The sequence below is a fragment of the Diaphorobacter sp. HDW4A genome, assembly GCF_011305995.1.
Lineage (GTDB): Bacteria > Pseudomonadota > Gammaproteobacteria > Burkholderiales > Burkholderiaceae_C > Diaphorobacter_A.
Genome location: NZ_CP049910.1, coordinates 6,414,590 through 6,426,597 on the forward strand (window position 1 = coordinate 6,414,590; position 12,008 = coordinate 6,426,597).

The 12,008-nt window shown below is 62.9% G+C and carries 10 protein-coding genes; 7 read left to right on the plus strand and 3 right to left on the minus strand.

All coding sequences use genetic code 11. The features are described 5' to 3' along the window. Positions 1-194 precede the first annotated feature (194 nt). The 4 genes from G7047_RS29100 (at position 195) to bamE (ending at position 5,392) form a co-directional block, all read left to right on the plus strand. Positions 195-3,389 carry a metallophosphoesterase gene (locus tag G7047_RS29100; RefSeq protein WP_166311750.1) on the plus strand — a complete coding sequence of 1,065 codons (3,195 nt, stop codon included), beginning with the start codon at positions 195-197 and terminating at the stop codon, positions 3,387-3,389. A gap of 104 nt (positions 3,390-3,493) precedes the next feature. Then, positions 3,494-4,285, plus strand: a complete 792-nt coding sequence (locus G7047_RS29105; RefSeq protein ID WP_166311751.1) for a DeoR/GlpR family DNA-binding transcription regulator — start codon at positions 3,494-3,496, stop codon at positions 4,283-4,285. Between the two features lie 104 nt (positions 4,286-4,389). Further along, on the plus strand, positions 4,390-4,665 hold the full coding sequence (locus G7047_RS29110) for a hypothetical protein (protein WP_240939311.1): 276 nt from the start codon (positions 4,390-4,392) through the stop codon (positions 4,663-4,665). Positions 4,666-4,900: 235 nt separating this feature from the next. After that, positions 4,901-5,392 carry an outer membrane protein assembly factor BamE gene (gene bamE / locus G7047_RS29115; protein WP_166312327.1) on the plus strand — a complete coding sequence of 164 codons (492 nt, stop codon included), beginning with the start codon at positions 4,901-4,903 and terminating at the stop codon, positions 5,390-5,392. A 34-nt stretch (positions 5,393-5,426) separates the two neighbouring features. On the opposite strand, the gene G7047_RS29120 is transcribed toward bamE, so the two are convergent. Further along, positions 5,427-6,314, minus strand: coding sequence for a LysR family transcriptional regulator (locus G7047_RS29120; RefSeq protein WP_166311752.1), 888 nt, complete (start codon positions 6,312-6,314; stop codon positions 5,427-5,429). Positions 6,315-6,433: 119 nt separating this feature from the next. On the opposite strand from G7047_RS29120, the gene G7047_RS29125 reads away from it, so the two are divergent. Genes G7047_RS29125 through G7047_RS29135 form a run of 3 tightly spaced genes read left to right on the plus strand, consistent with a single transcriptional unit; the run spans position 6,434 to position 9,286 of the window. Continuing rightward, entirely contained in the window at positions 6,434-7,447 is a 1,014-nt protein-coding gene (locus tag G7047_RS29125) for a tripartite tricarboxylate transporter substrate binding protein (protein WP_166311753.1), read from the plus strand. Between the two features lie 10 nt (positions 7,448-7,457). After that, the gene (locus G7047_RS29130) at positions 7,458-8,828 is read left to right on the plus strand and encodes a lyase family protein (protein ID WP_240939313.1); all 1,371 of its coding nucleotides are present in this window, start codon (positions 7,458-7,460) and stop codon (positions 8,826-8,828) included. Between the two features lie 20 nt (positions 8,829-8,848). Next, a complete protein-coding gene (locus G7047_RS29135) occupies positions 8,849-9,286 on the plus strand; it encodes a carboxymuconolactone decarboxylase family protein (RefSeq protein WP_166311754.1) in 438 nt (145 codons plus the stop codon). Between the two features lie 277 nt (positions 9,287-9,563). Here G7047_RS29135 and G7047_RS29140 read toward each other — a convergent pair whose 3' ends face one another. Beyond that, the gene (locus G7047_RS29140; RefSeq protein ID WP_166311755.1) at positions 9,564-9,914 is read right to left on the minus strand and encodes a hypothetical protein; all 351 of its coding nucleotides are present in this window, start codon (positions 9,912-9,914) and stop codon (positions 9,564-9,566) included. 18 nt (positions 9,915-9,932) lie between these two features. Beyond that, positions 9,933-12,002, minus strand: a complete 2,070-nt coding sequence (metG, locus tag G7047_RS29145; protein ID WP_166311756.1) for a methionine--tRNA ligase — start codon at positions 12,000-12,002, stop codon at positions 9,933-9,935. Between the last annotated feature and the right edge of the window lie 6 nt (positions 12,003-12,008).

Genomic DNA, 12,008 nt, shown 5'->3' on the forward strand with positions numbered 1-12,008 from the left:
CCAAGGCACGCGAAAAAGAAGAGAAAGAGAGAAAAAGGCGGTTTGTCGCGCATTTTAGCCCTTGTGTGCCTTGGGGCTGCTGCCTGCTGACTTTCAGGGTGTCATTGTAATTTCATGTACTTTTGTTAATTTTTGCATTTATTGGCAGTTCCAGCCAATCCACACCACTGATTTGCCTTCAGGCAGGAGGATTCATGCAAAACAAATGGCGGCTTTTATGGCTTGCTGGCACCTGGGCGGTCTGTGGCCTTGCTCAGGCCCAGACCACGGTGCTTCAAGAACAGAACTTCGACACGGCGGGCACCGGCTCCACCATCAGTGCGGTGCCGCCTGCGGGCTGGACGGTCAAGACCTTCTACTCGGATGGTTCGGTGGACGAGGTCAAGCCCGCTGCGGGCTTCAACGCCACCTGGCTGGGCTGGAGGTTCGTGACCTCCGACACATGGAAGGCCAGCAAATCCACCGCCGCCAGTACCAAGCGCGGTGACTTCAGCAAGGGGACCGGTGGCATCGCCATCATCGAGTCCGACGGCCTGCGCGCAGAGAAGGTCTACAGCACCTCGCTGCTCGCACCCAGCCTCGCGGTGACGGCGGCCAAGCGCTACGTGGTCAGCTTCGACACCCACTACCGGCAGGGCCAGAGCCCGCAGACGGCCGATGTGACGATCACCTTCGACAAGGGCGATGCGGTGGCCCGGTCGTACACAGCCGACACGCTCAACCAGGGCGCGAGCGTGGAGTTCACCGCGCCCGCAGGTGCGACTACGGCTCAAGTGAGCTGGAACTACCGCAGCACCGCCAACAACTGGTATTGGGCGTTGGACAACGTGAAGCTGCATCGCGACGACACGCCGCCGGCCGGACCGTTCGATCCCGCAGCGCTGCCCAACACCGCCGCCAAGCCCGTGATGGCGGTGGGCCCGACGCTGCAGAACCCCGGCACGGACCGCATGTCGGTGATGCTGGAAACCGCCGAATCCGCGCCCACCGTCTGGGTGCGCAAAGTGGGCAGCACCGGGCCGTTCACCATCGTCAACGCGGTCAATGCAGCGGGCGATTTCAAAGACGCGAACATCTTCTTTGCCGACCTCACCGGGCTGGCTTCCAACACGCTCTATGAATACGCCGTGGTCACCGGTACCAGCGCCACGCCCAAGCTCGCGGGGCCGTACCGCTTCAAGACTTGGCCGCGCGCGAGCGACAAGGTCACGAGCGCGAAGTTCGCGACCGTGTCCGACACACAGGACGGTCTCGACAACCGCTTCAAGAACATCGTCAATGGCCTGATCGCCAACGACTGCGGCGGCCAGCCCGAGCAGTGTGCCGAGGCGCTGGCGGGCTTTGTTGTGCCGGGCGATCTGGTGGCCTCGGGCAACTCGCGCTCCAATTGGGCCGCGCATTTCTTCACGCCGCTCAGCGCGCTCTCGGCCTATGTGCCGCTGCTGCCCGCTGCGGGCAATCACGAATACTTCGGCGAGCAGGCCAGCGCAGGTGCCGAGAAGAGCTGGATGAAGACCTACCGCAAGTACTTCAACCGCCTGCCTTCCAATGGCTCCGAGCAGTATCCGTTGCACTGGTACTCCATCGACTATCTGGGCCTGCGCATCGTCGCGAGCGATTTCAATCCCGCATCCGCCATGCACAACACCGGCGGCTGGACCAACTACGACAATGGTCGCGGTCTGTTCCGTGCGGACTACATGAAAGCGCATCTCGACTGGTTCACCGGCCTGATGAAGAGTACGCGCGAAGAGGCCAAGCCCTATGTCCTGCTGCTCAACCACCATCCCTGCCTGAGCGAGAAATGGCGTCAGGGCGAGGTGATCGCGGCTTGCGACTTCATCTCGCAGCTCGAGGATTACGGCCGCGGCACCGGTGCCATCACCGCCAACGTGAACGGCCATGTGCACTTCTACGAGCGCGGCAATTCCATGAACAGCCGCCATTTGTGGCTCAATGTTGCATCGGGCAGCGGCGGCCTCGAAAGTGCCAAGCAAGAGGACGACACCGACCTCGACGTGATCGCCAACGCCAAGCTCGCCTTCGGCTACGGTACGCTGCAGTTCAGCTTCGACAGCGGCGCCGCGCCGTCGCTGGAATGGAAGCGCTACGACCTGAGCGGAACAGCCATCAGCGCATCGGCCAACGACGCCATCCGCGTGACCAGCGAACGCTTCGCCGCCAGCCCGCAACTGCCCGAGGCCAAGCTCGGCAAGGTCGACCCGGCCACGGTGCAACTGCGCTATGCGCTGAGCGGTGCGCCCGCGATCTACGAGGCGCAGTGGCAGCTCTCAAAATCGCGCAAGTTCGACACCGGCGCGCCCGTCTACGATGTGTGGGGCAACGGCACCCGCCGCGAGAATTGGACCTATCTGAACAACGCGCGCGTCAATACGCAAAAGGATGCTGACATCTCCACGCTCGCGCTTGGCCAGTTGCTCGCCCATCCCAAACGCGTCTACCCGAACGTGGGCGCCACCACCAAGCGCGGCAAGCTCAACCACGCCATCATCGCGGGCGGCAACAGCCTGCGCGACCGCTGGAGCTGCGCCTACAAGTGGGACGAGGATGGTGATACGGGCGGTACCGATGACCCGCGTCAGGGCGGTCGTCAGTGCTTTGCGCGCCTCACGCAGGCCAATGGCGAGAAAGGCTCGGAATTCGATCCGTTTGACGGCAAGGCCCCCGAGGTGCTGAGCTTCGGCAGCGACGAGCGCTGGTACTGGCGCGTTCGCGTGCGCGACGAGCACCTGAACTGGTCGGACTGGAGCACGGCCGGTTCGTTCGAGCTCGGCAATCCTGTGCCCGAGCCGACCGACCCCGTCGATCCACCCGAGCCGCAAGTGCTGATCGATGCGCAGCTTCCGTCGCCCGGCGCAGGCCTGCCAGGCATCGGCCTCAACGTGCAATCGCTCACAAGCTGCAAGCAGGTCACTTCGAGCGGCGGCGCTGTGCCCGCAGGGTTGCTGCCCGAAGGCCAAAAGGCAGTGAGTGGCCTCATCGCCTTCAGCTTGCTTGACTGCGCGACGCCCGGTTTCGAAGCCAGTATCGTCCTCACCTTGCCCGCGCCCCCGCCTACGGGCAGCAAGCTCATGAAGGTGTCCACCGACGCGAACGGCAAAAAGATCGCTACCGAGATCACGCATGCCATCCTCACCGGTAACACCGTGAGCTACCGCGTGACCGATGGCGGTGCGCTCGATGAGGATGGACTGGTCAATGCCGCCATCATCGATCCGGTGCTGATCGCCAGCCCCGCTGCCATCGTCACTCCGCCCATCACGCCCACGGTCCAGCCGGTGCCCGTAGACCACCCGCTGATGCTGGCGCTCGTCGCGCTGCTTGTAGGTGGATGGGGCGCATGGAGGCAGCGACGCGCGCGTGCGTGAGGTGATTTTTGGATGGCCCGTGGAGGGCCAAATCCCAGCATCAGGGCGACTTCGCATATGCTCGAAGTCGCCCTGCATTTTTCCAAGCCAAGGCCAGACCACCCATGTTGCAAGAAGACCGGTTCGCGCGCATCCAATCGCTGCTGTCATCCCTTGACCGCGTGCGCACCGAACAGCTGATCCAGGACCTGCAGGTCTCGCGCGAAACCATACGCCTTGACCTGCTCGCGCTGGAGTCGCTCGGCCTCGTGCGCCGCGTGCACGGCGGCGTCGCGCGCCTGGCTCAGGAAGAGCCGCCGTTCGTGCAACGCCAGACCCAGCGCGTGAGCGAAAAACGCGCCATCGCCCGGGCCGCCGTCAAACGCCTGCAACCGGGCCAGATGGTGTTCGTGGACGCGGGCACCACGACCGGCATCCTCGCCGAAGAGCTGTGTCTGCTGAAGACCGAGCTCGTGGTGGTGACCAACTCCATCCCTGTCGCGCTCAAGCTCCAGTCCACACAGTCCGGCGTGTCAGACCTGAATGGCTCTAATGCTTTGCGCGTGATCCTGCTCGGCGGCGACATCAATCCTGAAGTGCCCTGCACCTACGGAGAAGTCACTTTGAACGCCATCCGCAACTACCGCGCCGACGTGGCCCTGCTGTCCCCGTTCGGCATCAGCGCGGGGGACGGCGTCACCTTCTTCAACGCCCATGAGGCCAGCCTCGCCACGGCAATGATTGAGCAATCATCGTCGTTGCAGATACTGGCGGACTACAGCAAGGTGGGAGTGCGGGGGCGCTATGCGGTGGCCACGGCTGCGCAAACGGATGGGGTGGTGACCAATGCGCATGCGGGGAATGCGGAGGCGTTGGCGGAGCTGCGAGGGGTGGGGGTGGAGGTGTTTGAGGTTTAGGGACGACGTGGATGAAGTACTTCGAGCTTGTTGAACGGGCACCATTGGACAGAAGCAGATATCGAGGGCACTGAAAATATCCTGCGAAAAATGAAAGATAGTCCATGTCAGAAAGGAAATTCATGGTTTTCTTGGCAATCACAACGCAAGGGCTCGAGGATGCATTCAGCGTGGCAAAAAAAACTGGTTCTCCAGTTTGGTGCGGCTCGAATGCAATTTCTGAAGAACAGTATCAAGCGCGGAGAGGAAAAAGCCTTTCACGTTTCAACTATGCACTCGACACGCGAGACCCGGACGTTCTGGCAAGTGCGCTTGATACGATAGAACAACACCACCCAAATGCTGTTGTGTGGGTAGAAGCGTTGTTGTCAGAGGAATGACCACTCGGGGCCATTCTCCGTCCATGAGCGAACCCCAAGTTCAGGCTTTGCGAGCCACGCTGTTCAACCCGTCATTCTGGTGAAGACTGCAAACATTCGTACGATTTGGCATCCCGGCCAACCCAAACAAGTCCCGACGCGTTAGAGTGCCGTCCTCAAGGAGATTCACGGTGGATCACTATGATGACGAACGCCTCTACGACAGGTTCAATCGGAAGGACACTTCATGGCAATGATGCGCATGGCGCGTGCAGGTTTGGCGGCGACTCTCGCGGTGGCCGCGATGCTGGCCGGATGTGACAACCAGCGCATCAAGGAGCTGGAGGAGGGCGTCTCCACCGAGATGGATGTGCGCGCCAAGTTCGGCGAGCCCGAATTCGTCTGGCAGGAGCCCGATGGTTCGCGCACGTTCGAATACAACCGCCAGCCCATGGGCGCGCGCAACTACATGATCACCATCGGCACCGATGGCAAGATGAGCGCGCTGCGCCAGGTGCTCGCGCCGCACAATTTTGAAAAGATCCAGCCCGGCATGAGCCAGGAGCAGGTGCGCCGCACACTTGGTATGCCCGCCAAGGCCGTGCCCTACGATCTCAAGCAGACCGTCGAATGGGACTGGAACTGGATCGACCCGCCGACCCGCCAGATGCACTTCACTGTCGTGTTCGGTCCGGACTTCCGCGTCAAGAACAGCTACAGCGCCGAAAAACTGCACGATGGACCATAGAAGCCGCAGGCGCCGCCAAAAAATCAAAAGCGATTCAAGACGGTACGAGTCGAGAAGCACAGCTCATCAGGCTGTGTGCCCAGCGTAGGCGGGGAGTGGTGCGCTGCCAGAGTAGTCCCAGCTCTCTTGGGGGGAGAGGTGGCACGCCCTTGAGCGGTGGAACCTCCAGCCTGCTCAGTTCCCTCCCTCGCAACAGCGTATCCCCCACATCCGGCACCAGCCCTACGCCGAGGCCGCGCTCCACCATCATCGCGACGGCGATTACCGAGTTGAGTTCGAGACAGGCGTGTGCGCGGATCTCCTGCGCGTCGAGGTAGCGCTGCGCCAGCTTGCCGCCTGCAAGCGAGCGGTCATAGCGCACCAGTGCGCGCTTGCGCAGCAGTTCGAGCGGCGCGATGTGGGCGTCGCCGGGTTGGCAGAGCAGCACCAGCGTTTCCTCGCGCAGCGGCGACCAGCAGATGGTCTTGGGTAGCTCGAACGCGGGTTTCAGGCAGATTGCCACGTCGAGTTCATCCTGCGCGAGGGCGGTGTAGAGCTTGGGCGTGTTGTCCACCACCACATGCACCTGCACAGCGGGGTGTTGCTGCAGAAAGCCTTGCAGCACGTCGGGCAGAAAGCTGTGCAGCACGGTGTTGAGCGTGCCCAGCCGCAGCTCGCCCTGGTCGGCGTCGGAGGCGACCCAGTCGCGCAGCTCGTCGCACTCCTGCACCAGTGCCTGGCCTTTTTCAAACAGCCGTTCACCGGCGGCGGTGGGGCGCACGCGCCTACCGTGGCGAACGAGCAGCGTGACGCCCAGCTCGCGCTCCAGCGTGCGCATCTGCTGGGCGACGGCGGCGGGGCTGAGGTCGAGCTCGCGCGCGGCGTCGGACATCGAGCCGAGTTTCACGACCTTCAAGAAATTGTGGATGTAGCGGGTCTCCATTCAACACATTTTCTTCAAAGTGAAGAAGGCCCTGCATGCTGTATTGATGTCTTGGCCTGAACCACACTTGGAGCAAGCTGATTTCAAGACAAATGACCGAGGACCAAGGAGACTCACCCATGCCTCATTTCCTGATTTCGCGACGCCACATGCTGGGCGCCGCCTTCTCCGGCATGGCACTGGCTCAGATGCCCGCGTGGGCGCAAGCCGGTGGGCAGAAGGCTGAGCGGGGCGGAAAAGTGGCTCGCATCGTCGTGCCGTTCGCACCCGGTGGCGGCAACGATGTGCTGGCGCGCCAGATGGCGTTTGGACTGACGGAGCAGTTTGGCAGCAACATCATCGTCGAGAACAAACCCGGTGCGGGCGGCAATCTCGGCACCGAGTTCGTGGTGCGCGCGCCGGCGGACGGCGCTACGCTGCTGCTGGGCCACACGGGCACGGTGTCGATCAACCCGTCGCTCTACAAGGGACTCAAGTTCAATGCGTCCGCCGATCTGCAGCCGGTGGCGATGTTTGCATCCTCTGCCTTGCTGCTTGTGGTGCCAGCCGCTTCGCCCATCAAGGATGTGAAGCAGCTCGCGCAGGCACTGCGTGCCGGAAAATCGGCGCTGATGAACTACGCCTCCAGCGGTTCGGGCACCGGCGGGCATCTCACGGGTGAGCACTTCACACATGTGCTGAACGCCAAGGCTACGCATGTTCCATACAAGGGAACGGCCCCGTCGCTCACCGATCTGGCAGGCGGTGTCGTGGACTTCAGTTTCGGCGTGATTCCCTCGGCGATGGCACTGGTGAAATCCGGCAAGCTGCGCGCATTGGCCATCACGAGCGCGAAACGCAACACGCTGCTGCCCGATGTGCCCACGGTGGCGGAATCGGGCGTTCCCGAGCTCAAGGATTTCGAGAGCACACTCACGTACGGCATTCTTGCGCCCAAGGGCACACCAGCGGACACCGTGACGACGCTGGGTGCGCAGGTGCTCAAGGTTGGCGCGTTGCCCGCGTTCCAGTCCAGGCTCGATGTGGAGGGTGCCGTACCGCTGCTCGGCGATGCGGCCGCCTACGCCCAGCGCATTCAGAAAGAGAGTGCCAAGTGGGCTGCGGTGATCAAGGCCTCCAACGTGCAGGTGTGAACTGGAGCCGATGAATATGTACCTGATGCAGGAATACCTCACCGAACCGGCTGCGCAGCCGCTGTTCGGAGACGCGCAGTGGTTCGCCGCGCTGCTCGCATTTGAAAGCGCGCTGGCCGAGTCGCAGGCGGAATGCGGCCTGATCCCCGAAACCGCCGCACGTGACATCGTCCGTGCATGCGAAGCGGTCGTCCCGCTGGACCATGCGATCTTCGTCACCCAGGCGCGGCAAAGCGGGGCGCTGGGCGTGGCGCTGGTCGCGCCGCTCAAGCGATGGCTATCCCACAATGCGCCCGAGGCGCTGTCCTGGTTGCACTGGGGCACGACCACGCAGGATGCGGTCGACACAGCACACGCCATGCTCACGCGCGATGCGCTTGGGGCGTTGTTGGCTGAAATTGATGCGCTGTGTGAGCCACTGCAGGCCATGGCCCGGCAACATGCCGCAACGCCGATGCTCGCACGCAGCCTGATGCAGCCCGCGCAAGTCACGAGCTTCGGCTTCAAATGCGCGCAAACGCTGGCCTCGTTGCGGCGCTCTCAGGCGCAGTTGCGTGAACTCTCTTCCTCTGCGCTGTGCGTGCAATTGGGTGGAGCCGTGGGCAACCGCGCAAGCCTTGGTGATGCCGGTGTTGCAGTGGAATCGGCCATGGCAAGGCGCTTGCATCTGCACGCCGCAGGCTATGCCTGGCATACCCAGCGTGATGGCTGGATGCGTCTCGGCATGGAGGTCGCAGTGTGCAGCGGCACGCTCGCCAAGCTGGCCAAGGATTGGGCGCTGATGTCGCAATGCGAAGTCGGTGAAATCAGCGAGGCATCGCGCGGCAGCACCTCGAGCGCCATGCCGCACAAGCGCAATCCTGTGCACTGCATGCAGGCCATCGCGCAGACCCAGCCCGTGCCGCACATCGCATCCCTGCTGCTGTCGTGCATGCCCCAGGCACACGAGCGCGCGCTCGGCGAGTGGCAGGCGGAGGTAGCACATTGGGCATCGCTGTGGCAGCACACGCTGGCGGCCTGCCGCTCGCTGGGGCTGGCCGCGAAGGGGTTGCAGGTGCATGTCGGGCGCATGCAGGCGAACGTCGATGTGCTGCAGCAGTTGGTGTTCTCCGAGGGATTTGTGCATGTGCTCAGCCCTTGCATCGGCGAAGTGCAGGCCGCCGCGCTGGTGGCAGGAATGTCCGAACAGGCACTGGCGCAGAGCACGCCCTTGGGCGCGCTGTTGCTGCAGTGGATGGAGGCGGCGCCGAGCATCGAGGCAGCGCAGAAGCCGCCGCTGCGCGATGCGCTGCAGCAGGCAGCAGATTTGAACGTCGCAGTTCGATCGTCTGCGCGCGCATGCCATGAATTGCTGAAAGAATGCGCGCATTGCAATGACTGATTTCGAGAAGGATGGCCCTGATGACCTTGTCTGATGACTCTGTGAAACGCGGCCTCGCCAATCGCCGCCAGGTGCTGGGCGATGCGTGGGTCGACCGCTCGGTGAGCAGCGCCAACACTCTCAACGTCGACTTCCAGCGCATGATCACTTCCTACGCGTGGGACCACATCTGGAGTCGTCCGGGCCTGGACCGCCGCACGCGTCGCGTCATGGTGCTGGCGATCACGGCGTCCATGGGGCGATGGGAAGAGTTTGAGCTGCACGTGCGCACAGGCCTCTCGGCCCCGCCGGATCAGCCTGAGTCCGCGCCGCTCGATCTAGACACGCTCAAGGAGGTGCTGCTGCAGATCGCCGTCTACGCCGGTGTTCCGGCGGGCAACACCGGCATGGCCGTCGTGATCAAAGTGGCAAAGGAGCTGGGACTGGAGCTGGCTCCGGCGGACTTTCACCACCCGTAGGCGTGAGGCGGTCCGGGCTCCGGTTTCCCCCCCATTCAGCGCGCCGGTCGATGCGGCTGCTACCCTGCTGGTCGACCACGCGACGATGACCCTTGCGGCCAAGGCGGCATTCAGGTAGCACGCACGGCGGCGCTGCCCGTGAAGCGCCACGAGGCGCGCCACGCATTGACCATCGAACGCTTAAACAGTGGGGTGGGATGTGCGCCCGACTTGAAAGGCATCCATCCAGACGTGAAACAAGTCACTCGGGGGGGGGCCACTGAAAGACGGCGTGGATTCATTGCGGTGAATTCGCTCCCACACCTCGCGTAGGCGCAGGCAAACGCGGGCTCGAGCCGGCAGGCTGATCCGTCAACGGAGCCTCCCGCGACTCGCGGTATTTGATCGTGATCCCGCTGTTGTCCTGCTTGGGCTCGTCATCATCGAGCATGGCATCGGCTGCCTTGCCCACGCCCTTGCCGACGATGCGCACGGTGCCGATGGCGGCGTCCGCCGCGAGGCCCACCACAGATCCGGCGACGCTGACCACGGTGCAGCCCGACAGGGACAGCAGCAGCGCAGGTGCGCCGATGAGAAGCCACAAAAAAGCCCCAGGGCTTTTGCGGCGAAGGGGCTGGTGATGGTTCATGAGATGAACGTGTCCGGGTCAGTGAATGCGCATGCCCGGTGTTGCGCCGGGGAAGGGCTCAAGCACGTAGATGCCGGGGTGTGCCTTCTCGTCGGCATGGCTGGCGGCGAGCACCATGCCTTCGCTCACGCCAAACTTCATCTTGCGCGGCGCGAGGTTGGCCACCATCACGGTGAGCTTGCCTTGCAGCTGCTCTGGCTTGTACATGCTGCTCACGCCGCTGAACACATTGCGAGTGCGGCCTTCGCCCACGTCGAGCGTCAGTTGCAGCAGCTTGGTCGAGCCTTCGACGGCCTTGCATTCGACGATCTTGGCGATGCGCAGATCGACCTTGGCGAAATCATCGATGGTGATCGTGGGGGCGATCTCTTCGCCACCGGGCAGTACGGCTTCGACCACGGGGGCGGCAGGTGCTTCGAACAGTGCTTCGAGCTGCTTGGGATCCACGCGCGTCATCAGGTGCTTGTACTCGCCGATCTGGTGGTCCTTGCCGAGCGGCTTGTCGATGTCGGCAAAGTCCTCGGGCGGCATGATGAGGAAGTTTGCGACCTCGGCGGCCACCTGCGGCAGGATGGGCTTGAGGTAGACGGTCAGGATGCGGAAGGCTTCGATGCAGGTCGTGCAGACGTCCTGCAGGCGGGCTTCCATGCCTTCCTTCTTGGCCAGCTCCCATGGCTTGTTGGCGTCCACGTAGCTGTTCACGCGGTCGCACAGCAGCATGATTTCGCGCACCACGCGGGCGGTGTCGCGGGCCTCGTAGGCCGCGATGATCGGGCCTTGCTGCTCGCGCAGTTGGGCGATCAGCGCCTGGCCGTCTTCGCTCATCTCGCCGAGCTTGCCTTCGAAACGCTTGACGAGGAAACCCGCCGCGCGCGAGGCGATGTTCACGTACTTGCCGATCAGATCGGCGTTCACGCGGGCCATGAAGTCTTCGGGATTGAAGTCGATGTCTTCGTTCTTTCCGTTGAGCTTGGCGCCCAGGTAGTAGCGCAGCCATTCGGGGTTCATGCCGAGGCTCAGGTACTTGAGCGGATCGAGGCCCGTACCGCGGCTCTTGCTCATCTTCTCGCCGTTGTTCACGGTCATGAAGCCGTGCACGCAGATCTTGGTCGGCGTCTTGCGGCCGCTGAACTTCAGCATCGCGGGCCAGAACAGCGTGTGGAAGGTGATGATGTCCTTGCCGATGAAGTGGTACTGCTCGAGCGCTGGATCGGCCATGTAGGCCTCGTAGTTCTCGCCGCGCTTGTTGAGCAGCTCCTTGAGCGACGCGAGATAGCCCACAGGTGCGTCGAGCCACACATAGAAATACTTGCCCGGTGCGTCGGGAATCTCGATGCCGAAGTAAGGCGCATCGCGGCTGATGTCCCAGTCGTCCAGACCTTCGCTGGTCGTGCCATCGGGATTGGTGCGTACGCCGAACCATTCCTTGATCTTGTTGGCCACCTCGGGCTGTACATGCACGCCGTCCTGCGTCCATTCGGTGAGGAATTCCACAGCGCGCGGATCCGACAGCTTGAAGAAGAAATGCTCCGATGTCTTGAGCACCGGCTTCGCACCCGAGAGCGCGGAGTAGGGGTTGATCAGGTCGGTGGGCGAGTAGACGGAGCTGCACACCTCGCAGTTGTCGCCATATTGGTCCTTGGCGTGGCAGCGGGGGCACTCGCCCTTGATGAAACGGTCGGGCAGGAACATGTTCTTCTCAGGGTCGAAGAACTGCTCGATCACGCGCGTCTCGATGAACCCGGCCTTCTTCAGGTCGAGGTAGATCTGCTTGGACAGCTCGTGGTTCTCGGCGCTGTCGGTGTTGCTCCAGTTGTCGAAGGCGATGTGAAAGCCATCGAGGTACTGCTTGCGTCCGGAGGCAATGTCGGCCACGAACTGCTGCGGCGTCTTGCCCGCCTTTTCGGCTGCGATCATGATCGGCGCACCATGCGCGTCATCCGCGCCGACGAAGTTCACCAGATTGCCCTGCATTCGTTGCGCACGCACCCACGTGTCGGCCTGGATGTACTCCATGATGTGGCCGATATGGAAGTTGCCGTTGGCATACGGCAGTGCGGTGGTGGCGAAAATCTTGCGTGCAGTCATCGGTTC